This is a genomic window from Geodermatophilus sp. URMC 64 (assembly GCF_053502555.1).
Genome location: NZ_CP199955.1, coordinates 3288130 through 3301697, shown reverse-complemented (window position 1 = coordinate 3301697; position 13568 = coordinate 3288130). Strand labels below are relative to the sequence as shown.

Annotated in this window: 15 protein-coding genes; 9 read left to right on the top strand and 6 right to left on the bottom strand. The window is 74.7% G+C overall.

Annotated features, from left to right (window positions below):
- Positions 1-13: 13 nt before the first annotated feature.
- Genes hisD through ACWIYF_RS16025 form a run of 4 tightly spaced genes read left to right on the top strand, consistent with a single transcriptional unit; the run spans position 14 to position 3323 of the window.
- Positions 14-1318 (top strand): histidinol dehydrogenase, encoded by a 1305-nt coding sequence (hisD, locus tag ACWIYF_RS16040; RefSeq protein WP_448623819.1) that lies wholly within the window; start codon positions 14-16, stop codon positions 1316-1318.
- 55 nt (positions 1319-1373) lie between these two features.
- Positions 1374-2486, top strand: a complete 1113-nt coding sequence (locus tag ACWIYF_RS16035; RefSeq protein WP_448623818.1) for a histidinol-phosphate transaminase — start codon at positions 1374-1376, stop codon at positions 2484-2486.
- 5 nt (positions 2487-2491) lie between these two features.
- On the top strand, positions 2492-3088 hold the full coding sequence (hisB, locus tag ACWIYF_RS16030) for an imidazoleglycerol-phosphate dehydratase HisB (RefSeq protein WP_448623817.1): 597 nt from the start codon (positions 2492-2494) through the stop codon (positions 3086-3088).
- Positions 3089-3092: 4 nt separating this feature from the next.
- Complete coding sequence (locus tag ACWIYF_RS16025; protein ID WP_448623816.1) at positions 3093-3323, top strand: hypothetical protein; 231 nt, start codon at positions 3093-3095, stop codon at positions 3321-3323.
- Between the two features lies 1 nt (position 3324).
- Here ACWIYF_RS16025 and ACWIYF_RS16020 read toward each other — a convergent pair whose 3' ends face one another.
- Both ACWIYF_RS16020 and ACWIYF_RS16015 read right to left on the bottom strand, forming a co-directional pair.
- Positions 3325-3771, bottom strand: coding sequence for a MaoC family dehydratase (locus ACWIYF_RS16020; protein WP_448628762.1), 447 nt, complete (start codon positions 3769-3771; stop codon positions 3325-3327).
- Between the two features lie 61 nt (positions 3772-3832).
- Positions 3833-5050: a DUF222 domain-containing protein gene (locus tag ACWIYF_RS16015; RefSeq protein ID WP_448623815.1), complete on the bottom strand. Its 1218-nt coding sequence runs from the start codon at positions 5048-5050 to the stop codon at positions 3833-3835.
- 93 nt (positions 5051-5143) lie between these two features.
- On the opposite strand from ACWIYF_RS16015, the gene ACWIYF_RS16010 reads away from it, so the two are divergent.
- The 3 genes from ACWIYF_RS16010 (at position 5144) to ACWIYF_RS16000 (ending at position 9031) form a co-directional block, all read left to right on the top strand.
- Entirely contained in the window at positions 5144-6007 is an 864-nt protein-coding gene (locus ACWIYF_RS16010) for an endonuclease/exonuclease/phosphatase family protein (RefSeq protein WP_448623814.1), read from the top strand.
- Between the two features lie 25 nt (positions 6008-6032).
- On the top strand, positions 6033-6671 hold the full coding sequence (gene hisH / locus ACWIYF_RS16005) for an imidazole glycerol phosphate synthase subunit HisH (protein ID WP_448623813.1): 639 nt from the start codon (positions 6033-6035) through the stop codon (positions 6669-6671).
- A 65-nt stretch (positions 6672-6736) separates the two neighbouring features.
- Positions 6737-9031 (top strand): M28 family peptidase, encoded by a 2295-nt coding sequence (locus tag ACWIYF_RS16000; RefSeq protein WP_448623812.1) that lies wholly within the window; start codon positions 6737-6739, stop codon positions 9029-9031.
- Here the strand turns inward: ACWIYF_RS16000 and ACWIYF_RS15995 are convergent, their stop codons facing one another.
- From ACWIYF_RS15995 to ACWIYF_RS15985, 3 genes are all read right to left on the bottom strand, one after another.
- Complete coding sequence (locus ACWIYF_RS15995) at positions 9032-10060, bottom strand: molybdopterin-dependent oxidoreductase (protein WP_448623811.1); 1029 nt, start codon at positions 10058-10060, stop codon at positions 9032-9034.
- 7 nt (positions 10061-10067) lie between these two features.
- Positions 10068-10430, bottom strand: a complete 363-nt coding sequence (locus tag ACWIYF_RS15990; protein WP_448623810.1) for a DUF1707 SHOCT-like domain-containing protein — start codon at positions 10428-10430, stop codon at positions 10068-10070.
- A gap of 124 nt (positions 10431-10554) precedes the next feature.
- Positions 10555-11154: a nitroreductase family protein gene (locus tag ACWIYF_RS15985; RefSeq protein WP_448623809.1), complete on the bottom strand. Its 600-nt coding sequence runs from the start codon at positions 11152-11154 to the stop codon at positions 10555-10557.
- An 85-nt stretch (positions 11155-11239) separates the two neighbouring features.
- Between ACWIYF_RS15985 and ACWIYF_RS15980 the strand changes: the two genes are divergently transcribed.
- Positions 11240-12055: a mycofactocin-coupled SDR family oxidoreductase gene (locus tag ACWIYF_RS15980; RefSeq protein ID WP_448623808.1), complete on the top strand. Its 816-nt coding sequence runs from the start codon at positions 11240-11242 to the stop codon at positions 12053-12055.
- A 60-nt stretch (positions 12056-12115) separates the two neighbouring features.
- On the opposite strand, the gene ACWIYF_RS15975 is transcribed toward ACWIYF_RS15980, so the two are convergent.
- A complete protein-coding gene (locus ACWIYF_RS15975) occupies positions 12116-12664 on the bottom strand; it encodes a TIGR03086 family metal-binding protein (RefSeq protein ID WP_448623807.1) in 549 nt (182 codons plus the stop codon).
- Positions 12665-12701: 37 nt separating this feature from the next.
- Between ACWIYF_RS15975 and ACWIYF_RS15970 the strand changes: the two genes are divergently transcribed.
- Positions 12702-13562 (top strand): helix-turn-helix domain-containing protein, encoded by an 861-nt coding sequence (locus ACWIYF_RS15970; protein WP_448623806.1) that lies wholly within the window; start codon positions 12702-12704, stop codon positions 13560-13562.
- Positions 13563-13568: the final 6 nt, after the last annotated feature.

Sequence of the window (13568 nt, the reverse complement as noted above, 5' to 3'; positions counted from 1 at the left end):
CCGGAGGTGTCCCGTGCTCGGCCGCATCGACCTGCGTGGAAACGCGCTGCCGGGGATGCGTGAGCTCACCGGCCTGCTGCCCCGGGCGGCCACCGACATCGACTCGGTGCTCGCCACCGTGCGCCCGCTCTGCGAGGACGTGCGCCTGCGCGGCGCCCAGGCGGTCCGTGAGATCACCGCGCGCCTGGACGGCGTCGACCTGGAGGACTTCGCCGTCCCGCAGGCAGCGCTCGACGGTGCCCTCGCCGCGTGCGACCCCACGCTGCGCGCCGCGCTGGAGGAGGCGATCTCCCGCGTGCGGAAGGTGCACGCCGACCAGCGGCGCACCGACGTCACCACCCAGGTGGTCCCCGGCGGCACCGTCACCGAGCGCTGGCTGCCGGTGCGCCGGGTCGGGCTCTACGTGCCCGGCGGGCTGGCGCCGCTGCTGTCCAGCGTGGTGATGAACGTCGTCCCGGCGCAGATCGCGGGCGTGGAGTCGATCGCCGTCGCCTCGCCGCCGCAGCGCGACCACGGCGGGCTGCCCGATCCCGGCGTCCTCGCCGCCTGCGCCCTGCTCGGCGTCACCGAGGTCTACGCCGTCGGCGGCGCGCAGGCGATCGCGATGTTCGGCTACGGCGCGGGCTCCTGCGAGCCGGTCGACCTGGTCACCGGCCCGGGCAACGTCTACACGACGGCGGCCAAGCGGCTGCTGCGCGGCCTGATCGGCATCGACTCCGAGGCCGGGCCCACCGAGGTGGCGATCCTCGCCGACGACACCGCCGACCCGGTGCACGTCGCCGCCGACCTGATCAGCCAGGCGGAGCACGACCCGCTGGCCGGGGCGGTGCTGGTGACGACGAGCGAGGCGCTGGCCGACGCCGTCCTCGAGCTGGTGCCCGGGCAGGTGGCCGCCACCAAGCACTCGGACCGGATCACCACCGCGCTCGACGGCAGCCAGTCCGGCATCGTGCTCGTCGACGACCTCGACGCCGGCCTGAAGGTCGTCGACGCCTACGCCGCCGAGCACCTGGAGATCCAGACCCGCGATGCCCGCGAGGTGGCGCTGCGGGTGCGCAACGCGGGCGCGATCTTCGTGGGCGCGTGGTCGCCGGTGTCCCTCGGCGACTACGCGGCGGGCTCCAACCACGTGCTGCCCACCGGCGGCTGCGCGCGGCACTCCAGCGGCCTGTCGGTGCAGTCGTTCCTGCGCGGCGTGCACGTCGTCGAGTACGACGAGCGGGCGCTGGCCGAGGTCGCGCCGCACATCGACGCCCTCGCCGGCGCGGAGGACCTGCCCGCGCATGCCGCCGCCGTCCGGGCCCGCACGCGCACATGAGCCAACCCCACGAAGACGCTTCGCTGGCGCTCCACGTCTCCGCGGGGACCCCGGCATGACCGACCTCGACGCGCTCCCGCTGCGACCGGAGCTGCGGGGCCGCACGCCCTACGGCGCCCCGCAGCTGGCCGTGAAGCACCGGCTCAACACCAACGAGAACCCGTACCCGCTGCCTCCGGCGCTGCTCGCCGACCTGGGCGCGGCGCTGGCCGAGGCCTCGCGGGACCTCAACCGCTATCCCGACCGGGACGCCGTCGGGCTGCGGGCGGACCTCGCGGCCTATCTGACCCGGACGTCGGGGGAGCCGGTCGGGCCGGCGCAGGTGTGGGCGGCCAACGGCTCCAACGAGGTGCTCCAGCAGCTGCTGCAGGCCTTCGGCGGCAGCGGGCGGACGGCACTGGGCTTCACGCCGTCCTACTCGATGCACCCGATCATCTCCGCGGGCACCGGCACCGGCTGGGTCGACGGGCACCGCCGGGCCGACTTCACGATCGACACCGCGCAGGCCGTCGCTCAGGTGCGGGAGGTGCGGCCGGACGTCGTCTTCGTGACCAGCCCGAACAACCCCACCGGCACCGCGGTGGCGCTGGAGACGATCACCGAGCTCTACGACGCCACCGAGGGCGTGCTGATCGTCGACGAGGCGTACGCGGAGTTCGCACGGGCGGGGACGCCGTCGGCGCTGACCCTGCTGTCGGGCCGGCCGCGGCTGGTGGTGAGCCGGACCATGAGCAAGGCGTTCGGGATGGCCGGGCTGCGGCTGGGCTACCTCGCCGCCGACCCCGCCGTCGTCGACGCGATCCAGCTCGTCCGGCTGCCGTACCACCTGTCGTCGCTGACCCAGGCGGCCGCCCGGACGGCGCTGGCGCACACGCCCGCGCTGCTGGCGACGGTGGAGGCGGTCAAGGCCGAGCGGGACCGGATCGTCGCCGCACTGCCCGGCATGGGGCTGACCAGCGTGCCGTCGGACGCGAACTTCGTGCTCTTCGGCCGCTTCGCCGACTCCCGCGCCGCCTGGCAGGCGCTGCTCGACCGCGATGTCCTGGTGCGGGACGTGGGGCTGCCCGGGTGGCTGCGGGTCACCGCCGGGACGCCGGAGGAGACCGACGCCTTCCTCACCGCCCTGGGTGAGGTGGCGCCGGGGTTCCGCGCGCCTCTGGGAGACTGAGCTCCATGAGCCGCACTGCACGGATCGAACGGGCGACGAGCGAGACCAAGCTCGTCGTCGAGATCGACCTCGACGGCACCGGCGCCGGCGACATCAGCACGGGGGTCGGCTTCTACGACCACATGCTGACCTCGCTGGCCAAGCACAGCGGCATCGACATCACCGTCCGCGCCGACGGCGACCTGCACATCGACGCCCACCACACGGTGGAGGACGTCGCGATCGCCCTCGGCCAGGCCTTCGCCGAGGCGCTGGGCGACAAGAAGGGCATCACCCGCTACGGCGACGCCACGATCCCCATGGACGAGGTGCTCGTGCAGGCGGCGGTGGACCTCTCCGGCCGGCCGTACTTCGTGCACGCCGAGCCGGAGAACATGACGCCGATGATCGGGCCGGACTACCCGACCTCGCTCACGAAGCACGTCCTGGAGTCCTTCGCCTTCAACGCGCGGATCAGCCTGCACGTGCGAGTGCTCTACGCCGGCCGGGACGCCCACCACATCGTGGAGGGCCAGTTCAAGGCGCTCGCCCGGGCCCTGCGCACCGCCGTGGCGCTGGACCCCCGCGTCACCGACGTCCCCTCCACCAAGGGCGCGCTGTAGTTCCGTGGACCTCGGTCCGATCCTGCTGATCGCCGGCGGCTTCCTGCTCGGCGGCGCCTGGAGCATGTGGCGGATGAGCGCGGAGGACGACGACAGCCGTCCCGCCGGCCGCGCGACCGCCGGCCCCGGGGCCACCGAGGCCCGCGGCCGTTCGGCGCCGCAGGTCGTCCTCGCGGTGGTCCTGCTCATCGCCGCGCTGCTTGCGACGGCCTCCGGCATCCTCCGCCTGATCTGACTCAGTCAGGCCGGGTGCGGATGAGGTTCGTCGCTACCATGCGCAGCACCACCTCGTCGGCCTGGTTGGCCAGTTCGATGCGCGTCCGCACGATGCCCCGGTCGAGCTTGCTGACCGAGCGCCGAGCCTCCTCCACCGTGGTGCGCAGCGTCAGCTCGTCGCCAGGGCGAACGGGCAGGACCCAGCGCAGCTCGTCGACGCCCGGCGATCCCAGCGACGACGCCGGCGAGAGGTACTCCTGCGCGAACAGCCGCATCATCAGCGCGCACGTGTGCCAGCCGCTCGCGATCAGACCGCCGAACGGCCCGGCGGCCGCCGCTTCGGGATCGACGTGGAACGGCTGCGGATCGAACTCCCGCCCGAAATCGATCACCTGCGCCTCGTCCACCCGGATCGGGCCGTACTCGGCGGTCCTGCCCGGGACGTAGTCCTCGAACCAGCGCTCCACCACCGGCTCAAGGTAGAACCGCCGTGCTCCGGCTGATCGCGCCGGATGCGCGGGCGCCCGCTCAGCCGGCGCGAGCGAGCTCCCCGTCGCCGGTGGGGATCGGCCGGATGACGTGGATCTCGGTGCCGTCGGGGCGGTAGGTGTGCCAGCGGCCGGCGGTGTCGCGTTCGATGCGGAAGCCGTGGTGGACCTGGGTGTGGTGCCGTTCGCAGAGCAGCCCGGCGTTCTCCAGGTCGGTCTCGCCGCCGAACAGCCAATGGATCACGTGATGAACCTCGCACCAGTAGTGCGGGGCGTCACAGCCAGCGAACACACAGTGACCGTCGCGGGCCTCGACGGCCCTGCGCAGCCACGGCGGCACCAGGCGCATGGTCCGGCCGAGGTCGAGGGGCTGTCCCTCGGGGCCGAGGACGATGCGGGTGAGGTCGGCGTCGCAGGTCACCCAGCGGGCCCGGGCCGCGGAGATGACCGCGCCGAACCCCAGGTCGGCGCTGAGCGGGCCGGTGGAGGGGTCGAGCAGGTCCTCCAGGTCGACCTGGACCGCGACGTGCGGCTTGACGGTGCGCAGCAGCGGCAGCGTGCCGCAGCCGAGGTGGAGGTCGGCGAGCTGGACGAGGGCGTCGGCCCGCTGCTGCGGGTGCGAGCGCTGGTCGCCGGCGGGCCGGTGGGCCTGGCGGAGCGATTCCAGCGCGGCCTGCACCTTCTCCCCGCCGACCGCGTCGAGGTGGAACCGGCCGGTGAGGCTGCCGTCGGCGTGCTTGGCGAAGGACAGGAACCGTTCCTCCGTCGGATCGGGCTCCGGCCCGTCCTGATCCAGCCGAGCGATCACCTGATGGACGAGCCGGGCGAGTTCGTCGTGCCGCCGGGTGGCGGCGAACCCGGTCAGCACCTGGTCGATGCCGGCGAGGTCGCCGCCCTGCTCGGCCAGCAGCCGCAGGTAGCGCGGTGCGGTGATCCGCCCGATCACCGCCACCTGATCACCGGTCACCGCACCCGAGGCGTGCGCGGCGGCCAGCGCCGGTAGCTGGTCGAGCGCCCGGCCGTTGCGCACCAGCTGCGAGGCCGCGCCGGCAGACAGCCGGCAATGCCCGCGCAGCCACGACTGCGGCGACGTCGTCCCGTCGTGCGCGAAGGCCTGCTGGTTCTCGGCCTGCCGCACGGTGCGGGCCAGCTCGGCGTCGATCCGGTTGCGCGCGGCGACGAGTGCCCGGGTGCGGTCGAGCAGCTCCGGCGCGGTCAACCCGTGGAGCTCGCCGCCCCCGGAAGAGCTCGAACACATGTACGAATAATACCGCTACATGACCGCCTGAGCGACCTGAAGTCGCAGGTCAGCCGCCTGTCCACAGATTCGGCGGCGGTCTAGCGTGGCGGCGTGAGCGTGGCAGGCATCCGGGCGGCGACGGTGAACCTGTTCGCCCAGCACGGCGACTGGCCGCGGCGGCGGGAGGCGCTGCGCCAGAGCCTGCGCGCCCTGGACGCCGACGTCCTCGCGCTCCAGGAGGCGATCGTCGACGACGGCTACGACATGGCCGCCGAGCTGCTGGGGGAGGGCTACCACCTCGTCCACCAGCAGCAGGGCCTGGTCGGCGACGGCACCCACCACGGGTCCTCGGTCGCCAGCCGGTGGCCGGTGCGCGCCGTCCACGAGGTGGACCTGCACCTGACCGACCGCACGCACGACTTCAGCTGTGGGACCGTGCTCGCCGAGGTCGACAGCCCCGTCGGCCGGCTGATCGTGGGCAGTCACGGCAGCTCGTGGCCCTGGTGGGCCGAGCGGGAACGGGAACTGCAGGCGGTGGCGGTCGCGCGAGCCGTCGAGGAACTGGTCGCGGCCGAACCGGCGCACGTCGTCCTCGGCGGCGACTTCAACGCCGAGCCGCAGACGAGCAGCATGCGGTTCCTCACCGGCCGGACGTCTCTGGACGGCGTGAGCACCGCCTACCGCGACGCGTGGGAGGCCGTGCACGGGCAGGAGCCCGGGCACACGCTCGACCCCCGCAACCCGCTGCGCGCGATCGACGAGCCCGGCGAGACGCAGGGACGGCGGGTGGACTACGTGCTCGTCCGCTGCGGCGACCACGGCCCGACGCTGCGCATCGTCGACGCCGGGCGCTGCGTGCACGAGCCGGTCGACGGCGTGCAGCCCAGCGACCACTACGGCGTCTACGCCGACCTCGCGCTCCGCGAGCGTGCGATGCCCGACACCTCCGCCGCCGGGAATCGACGCGGCCGGTGATCCGCTGGCACGTACCGTGGGCAGCGTGAAGAAGGTGGTCGTCCTCGACTACGGGTCGGGCAACCTGCGCAGCGCCGAGCGGGCGCTGGCCCGTGTCGGCGCCGACGTGACGGTGACCGCCGACCCGCAGGCCGCCCTCGATGCCGACGGTCTGGTCGTGCCCGGCGTCGGCGCCTTCGCCGCGTGCATGGCGGGGCTGCGCGCCGTCGACGGCCCGCGCCTGATCGACCGGCGCCTGGCCGGCGGCCGCCCGGTGCTGGGCATCTGCGTCGGCATGCAGATCCTCTTCGAGCGCGGGGTCGAGCACGGCCACGACGCCGAGGGCTGCGGCGAGTGGCCCGGCGTGGTCGAGCAGCTCAAGGCCCCCGTCCTGCCGCACATGGGCTGGAACACGGTGCAGGCACCCGAGGGCACGGTGCTCTTCGACGGGCTCACCGATCAGCGCTTCTACTTCGTGCACTCCTACGGCGTCCGCGAGTTCCCGCTCGGCACCGAGGGCCCCCCGTCGCCGATCGCCCGGCCCCTGGTCACCTGGGCCGAGCACGGCGACCGGTTCGTGGCCGGCGTCGAGAACGGCGCCCTCTCCGCGACCCAGTTCCACCCCGAGAAGAGCGGCGACGCCGGCGCCCAGCTGCTGACGAACTGGCTGGACACGCTGGCCTGACGACGGTCCGCTCCTCCGTCGCCACCTAGGGTGACGCCGTCCTCGTCCGGCGTACCTGGAGGCGCGTGTTGCGGTCCACCTCCCGCCTCGGCGGCCTCGTCGTCGCCGCGGTCCTGCTCGGGTTGATCGCGTGGACCGTCGTCGCGCTGCAACCGCCGGCGCCCGAGCCCCGCGACGCCCCGGCCGACCGGTTCAGCGCGGAACGCGCGTTCGACCACGTCCAGCGGCTCGGCGCGCAGAACCACGTGGCCGGCAGCACGGCGGACGCCGACGTCGTCCGGTACCTGACCGACACGCTGTCGGGCCTGGGGCTCGACACCCGTGTGCAGAACGCCGTCGGCTCCTGGTACTCGGACACCCACGGCGCGCAGATGGCGACCGTCCGCAACGTCGTCGCGGTCCTCCCCGGCAGCGAGCCGACCGGCCGGCTGTTCCTCACCGCGCACCACGACTCCGCCGAGGCCGGCCCCGGCGCGAGCGACGACGGCGCCGGTGTCTCGGCGCTGCTGGAGACCGTCCGCGCCCTGGCAGAGGGCCCGCAGTTGCGCAACGACGTGGTCGTCGTCCTCACCGACTCCGAGGAGGCGTGCCTCTGCGGCGCCGAGGCGTTCGTCGCCTCGCACCCGCTGGCCCGGGGCGGGGTGGTGCTCAACTTCGAGGCCCGCGGCACCGGCGGCCCGCCGATCATGTTCGAGACGTCCCTGGGCAACGCCGACCTGGCCGCGGTCTACGCCGACGCCGTGCCGAACCCGGTGGCGACCAGCTTCGCCGTCGAGGTGTACCGGGCGCTGCCCAACGACACGGACTTCAGCCCGTTCCTCGCCGATGGCGGCTACACCGGGATGAACACCGCTTTCATCGACGGCGCCGCCGCCTACCACGGGCCCCAGGACACCCCCGACCGGCAGGACCGGGCGAGCCTGCAGGGGCTGGGGGACGTGGCCCTCGCCCTCACCCGCGACCTCGCCGACCGGGACCTCACCACGCTGGCCGAGCCGGCGGAGGACGACGCGACCTACTTCCCGGTGCTCGGGCAGCTGGTGCGCTACCCGGCCGCGCTGGTCTGGCCGCTGGCCATCGCCGCGGTCGCCGCGGTCGGGTTGCTGGTCCTGGTGAACGCCCGCCGCGGGATCAGCTCGCTCGGCCGGACGGCGGCCGGGACGGCCCTCGCGCTGATCCCGCTCGCCCTGGCGCCGCTGGCCGCCCAGGCGCTGTGGACGGTGCTGGTCCTGATCCGCCCCGGCTACGCCCCGATGCTGGATCCGTGGCGGCCGGGCTGGTACCGGGTCGCCACGGTCGCGCTCGTGCTCGCGGTGGTGCTGACCTGGTACGCGCCGCTGCGCCGGCGGATCGGCGCGCCCGCCCTGGTCACCGGTGCGCTGGTCTGGCTGGCGCTGGTCGGCGGGGCGCTCGCCGCGGTCGCGCCGGGCGGCTCCTACCTGGCCGCGCTGCCCGCGCTCGCCGGCGCGCTGGCGGCGCTGGTCACCGCCCCGGCCGCCCGGCCGGTGGCCGCCTTCCTCGCCGGTGCGGTCGCCGTCGTCGTCCTCGTGCCCACCGTGACGCTGTTCCTGCCGGCGCTCGGGCTGTCGTCGGCGGCCGTTCCGTCGGCGGTGACGACGCTGTGCGCGCTCGCCCTGCTGCCGGCCGCCGAGCTGCTGTTCGCAGACGACGGTCGCCGGCTGCGTGCCGTGGCCGTCCCCGGCGTCGCCCTCCTGGTGGCCGCCGCCTGCACCGCGGCCGGGCTGGTCGTGGACCGGTTCGACGAGCGCAACCCCGTCCCCAGCCAGCTGGTCTACGTGCTCGACACCGACACCGAGCAGGCCTGGTGGGCGTCGGCCGAGTCCGACCCGGGGTCCTACACCGAGCACTACATGGACGTCCGCCGGCCGCTGGACGCCAACTACCCGTACCTGCGCGAGCTGGACGACTACTGGACGGGCAAGGCCCAGGTGGCGGCCCGGCCCGCCCCTGCGGTCGAGACCCTGGCCGACCGGGGCGACGGCGAGCGGCGCGAGGTGACCCTGCGGATCCGGCCGCAGCGGGACGGCGTCCGGTTCGTGGTGCTGGACCTGGACACCGGCGGCGGCACCGTGGTGGGCGCCCGCGCCGAGGGCCGCGACGTGCCGGAGGAGGCGCTGGGCGAGGCGTCGCTGTGGCTGTCCTTCCACGCGCTGCCCGCCGACGGCATCGAGGTCGTGGTCACCGTGGAGTCGGCCGGCGCCCTCGGCCTGCGGGTGATGGACGGCAGCAACGGTCTCGACGGGCTGCCCGGGTACACGCCCCGCCCGCCGGGCGTCGACGCGGCCGGCTCGCACAGCTCCGACCTGGTGCTCGTCTCGGCGACCGTCCCGCTCGGCTGATCACTGCAGGGGGAACGGCGACTGCAGCCACCACGGGGCGTCGACCACCTCGACCCGCACCACCCACTTCACCCACCAGAAGCCGCGCCGGCCGGGGGCGACCAGCCGCACCGGCGCGCCGTGGCCCGCCGACAGCGGCCGCCCGGCCGCCGACGTCGCCAGCAGCAGGGCGCCGGCGTCGGACAGCGGCAGCCGCCGGCGGTAGCCCGTGACCGAGACGACGTCGACGCTGCCGCCGTCCGGGAGGTCGCCGGCCACCTCGGCCAGCAGCCGGTCCAGCCGCACCCCGCCCCACTCCTGGACGGCGTACCAGCCGCCGGTGCAGTCCAGGACGGCGCGCATCCGGTCGCCGCGGGAGAGGTCGGCCACCGGCACCGCCGTCCGCCGGCCGCCGCTGACGACGTCCACCGCGCCGGGGCGGTCGGACGGCACCGTGTCGGTGAACCACTGCGTCACCGGCATCGCGGCGGGATCGCCGCTGCCGCGCTCGGCCGAGCCGGTCGCGCGCCGGTCGGCCCCCGGGGCACCGGTCAGCCGCAGCGTGCCCTCGGTCGCGCCCCACAGCGCCGCGGCGCCCACCCCGAGCCCGCCGGCCTGCAGCAGCGCCCGCCGGCCGAGGTCCGCCCGCCGGAAGCGCTGCCGCCGTCCCCACGCGTGCAGCACCAGCACCGCCAGCACGCACACCGCCGCCGCGACGTGCACCTGCAGCGTCAGCCCGCCGCCGGTCACGCCGACGGCGTGCAGCACGCCCGTGCCGACGGTGACGGCGACCAGCCCCGCCAGCGACAGCGCCGCGGCCGGCGCCCGGCGCTCCCGCGGCAGCCGCCAGGCCCGCCGGACGACGACCGCCTTCCACGGCACGAGCAGCAGCAGTCCCAGGCCGGCTGCCCCGTGGACGGCCACCACCATCCGCGCCGCCGTCGTCGTCCCGACGCCGTAGGCGAGCACCCCCGTGCCCGCCGCGACGACCAGCAGCGTCAGCAGCCCGAGGTTGGTGCGCCGCCCGGCGCGGCGCAGCCCCAGGAGCACGCGGGACTCACCAGCGCCGGCTCCAGCGCTGGTGGCGCAGGAACAGGAACGCCAGGATCAGCGGGAGGATCGGCGCGACGCCGTAGGCCACCAGGGACACAGTCCACGCCGCGGCGAGCACCAGCAGGACGGCGGCCACCGCCGGCGGCGGGCCCGGCCGCCGGACCGGCCGCACCGGAACGGGCGCCGGGGGCTCGGGCAGGTCGGCCGTCAGCGCCGGCAGCTCGTCCAGGTACACCGCCGCGTGCGCGCGGACGACCCGCTCGTCGAACTCGTCCATGGTCAGCCGGCCCTCGCCGAGGTGCCGGCCGAGTTTCTCCACGACCTGCTGTCGGTCGGCGTCACCGGCACGCATCCGGGGCTCGGGCATCTGGCCGCCTCCTGTCGAAAGTCCGCGCGCCCATGGTGCGCCGCGTTCCTGTGCGCCGTCGTCGTCCCGGGAGCGGTATCCCGCCTACGCAGGTCGACGTACCCGGCCAACGCACAGGACCGGCTCACCAGTGCCCGCGGTGCACCACCTCGTCGATCCCGCGCCGGCCGCGCCGCAGGGAGGGGGAGCGGCGGTCCTCCGTGCCCGCGTAGCCGACCGACACGCAGCCGATCGGGGTGTACTCGGCCGGGACGCCGAAGGCCTCGCGGAAGGACGCCAGGTGCTCGGGCTGGATCCCGAAGAAGCAGGCGGCCAGCCCCTCGTCGACGGCGGTGAGCAGCACCAGCAGCGCCGCCATGCCCGTGTCGATGTCCCAGTACGGCACCGGCCAGCGCGCCTCGTCGCGGTCGGTCCAGCCCTTGTCCGGCTCGGCGTAGCGCGCGAGGTAGGCGGCCTTGTGCGACAGCGGCACGATCAGCAGCGGAGCCCGGCGCATGCGGGTCAGCCAGGAGTCGGGCGGCCCGTCGGTCGTCGTCGCCGTCCAGAACCGCGTCCGCTCCTCCTCGGCCTCCAGCACGAGGAACGCCCAGCCCTGGCTGAAGCCGGCCGACGGCGCCCGGATCGCGTGCTCGAGCAGCCGCTCCCGCAGCTCCGCGGGCACCGGCCGGTCGGGGTCGTAGTCGCGGACCATGTGCCGCCGCCGGACGACGTCAGCGAATTCCACCGCAGCACTCCATGGCGCCACTCTGCCGGACCGGCCCGATAGGTTGCGGCTCCCAACCGCCGACAGCGCACTCAGGAGGACACCCGTGGCAGGACGCCTGGAGGGCAAGGTCGCCTTCGTCACCGGCGCGGGGCGCGGCATGGGCCGCAGCCACGCCGTCCGGCTGGCCCGGGAGGGCGCCGACGTCATCGCCCTGGACACCCCGGGCGAGCTGCCCGGCATCCCCTACGACCAGCCGAAGCCCGAGGACCTCGACGAGACGGTGCGGCTGGTCGAGGGCGAGGACCGGCGGGTGGTCGCGGTGCGCCGGGACGTCCGCGACCTCGAGGGCATGCGCGCCGAGGTCGACGCCGCCGTGGCCGAGCTCGGCCGGCTCGACGTGGTCGTGGCCAACGCCGGGATCTGCACGCCGAGCGCCTGGCACGCCGTCACCCCGCAGCAGTTCCAGGACACGATCGACATCAACGTCACCGGCGTCTGGAACACCGTGATGGTCGGCGCGCCGCACCTGGTGCGGGCCGGCGGCGGGTCGATCGTCCTGATCAGCTCGGCGGCCGGGCTGAAGGTGCAGCCGTTCATGGTCCACTACACGACCAGCAAGTTCGCCGTCCGCGGCATGGCGAAGGCGTTCGCCGCGGAGCTGGCGAGGCACGACATCCGGGTCAACAGCGTGCACCCGACCGGTGTGGCCACCGCCATGGGCACCGGCGACATGCAGACCGTGCTGGGGAAGGCCATGGCCGAGGACCAGCGGCTCGGCGCCATGTTCATGAACATGCTGCCGATCGAGGGCACCCAGCCCGAGGACGTCTCCGACACCGTCGTCTTCCTCGCCTCGGACGAGTCGCGGTTCGTCACCGCGCACGAGCTCGCCCCGGACGCCGGCGTCACCGAGATGTGAGGCCCTCCTGCAGGGGCCCGCCGCGAGCGTGCGAGCGGTGGGGGGCAGGGGGGTCCTTTCTCAGGCCGCCCGGCCGAGCCGGGCGAGCAGCCTCGCCGCGCGCCCGGCGCCGGGGGGCGCCTCGACGCCCGGGGTGCAGATGCCGTCCATGTAGAGCGCGTCCCCGAAGCTGTCCGCGCCCTGCTCGATGCGGTCCAGTTCGGGCTCGGAGAGCGCGGGGTCGATCCCCGCGGCGCGCGCCACGTCCCAGCGGTGCACGAGCATGTCCCAGACGTAGAACTGCTCGAGGGTCCGCCCGAGGGTGGTCGGCCCGAAGTAGCCGTCGTACGCGATGGCCGGGACGGCGTCGTCGGCCAGCAGGCCGGCGACCCGCTCGGCGTGGTCCCGCCAGGCGGCGGCCGGATCGCCGTCGACGCCGGGTGCCTCTCCCATGTCGATGCCGTGGCCGGTGAGCAGCTCGCGCTGGGTGTCGATCATGTGCCCGACCACGTCCCGGGCCGTCCAGCCGGCGCAGGGCGACGGGGAAGTCCAGCCGCTCGGCGGGACGCGGTCGAGGACGGCGAGCAGGGCCTCGTGGGCCGCCCGGTACTCCGTTGCGGTGGTGTTCATGGTCGGCAACGTAAGGAGTGCGGCACCCTCGGTCTTGATGAAAACCGACAGTGATCCGGCCGGCGCGGCCGCGGTGGACCGGATCGAACGGGCCCATCTCAAGGATCCCGGCGACTCGTCGCACGTGATGTTCCGGTACGAGGCCGCCCCCGGGTTCGAGGGGCTCGTCGAGCGGTTCTGGATCCCGGTCTGGTCGGTGCCGCCCGGCTCGGCGGCGCCGCAGAAGGTCCTGCAGTACCCCGTGTGCCTGCTCGTGGTCTCCGCGGAGTACGCGCGCTTCTACGGCGTCGTGTCCGGTTTGTCCACGACCACGCTGACCGGCGACGGCTGGGCCGTCGGGGTCATGTGCGCGCCGGCCGCGGGGTTCCTCCTCGCCGGCGCCGCGGTGGCCGCCTACACCGACCGGTTCGTCGACATCACCGACGTCCTCGGCCACCGGGGACGCCGGCTGGTCGACCGGGTCCGGACCGCGATGGCCGCCGACCCCAGGTCCCCCGACGCGCACCGGGCCGCCATGGCGGCCTACGGCGACACGCTCCGGCCGTTCCTGCCGGTCGATCCGGAGGGGGAGCTGGTCAACCGGGTGGTGGCCTTCGTGGAGTCGAACCGGGACGTCGTCCGCGTGGCCCAGGTCTGCGCGGAGTTCGACCTGTCGGAGCGGGCGCTGCAGCGGCTGGCGTACCGGCGGCTCGGGCTGACGCCGAAGTGGCTCATCCAGCGCCGCCGGCTGCAGGAGGCCGCCGAGCGGCTCCGCGACCGGTCGACGAGCCTCGGCGAGGTCGCCGCCCTGCTCGGCTACGCCGATCAGCCGCACTTCACCCGTGACTTCGCCCGCGTCACCTCCATGACGCCGGGGGAGTTCGCCGCCCTGCACCGGTCCGCCGAGGCGGGCTCCTAGGCTGTT

Coding starts and splice junctions, on each gene's coding strand:
- ACWIYF_RS16035 (WP_448623818.1), top strand. CDS start 1,374: ATGACCGACCTCGACGCGCTCCCGCTGCGACCGGAGCTGCGGGGCCGC.
- ACWIYF_RS15990 (WP_448623810.1), bottom strand. CDS start 10,430: ATGCCCGAGCCCCGGATGCGTGCCGGTGACGCCGACCGACAGCAGGTC.
- ACWIYF_RS15970 (WP_448623806.1), top strand. CDS start 12,702: ATGAAAACCGACAGTGATCCGGCCGGCGCGGCCGCGGTGGACCGGATC.
- hisB (WP_448623817.1), top strand. CDS start 2,492: ATGAGCCGCACTGCACGGATCGAACGGGCGACGAGCGAGACCAAGCTC.
- ACWIYF_RS15975 (WP_448623807.1), bottom strand. CDS start 12,664: ATGAACACCACCGCAACGGAGTACCGGGCGGCCCACGAGGCCCTGCTC.
- ACWIYF_RS16015 (WP_448623815.1), bottom strand. CDS start 5,050: ATGTGTTCGAGCTCTTCCGGGGGCGGCGAGCTCCACGGGTTGACCGCG.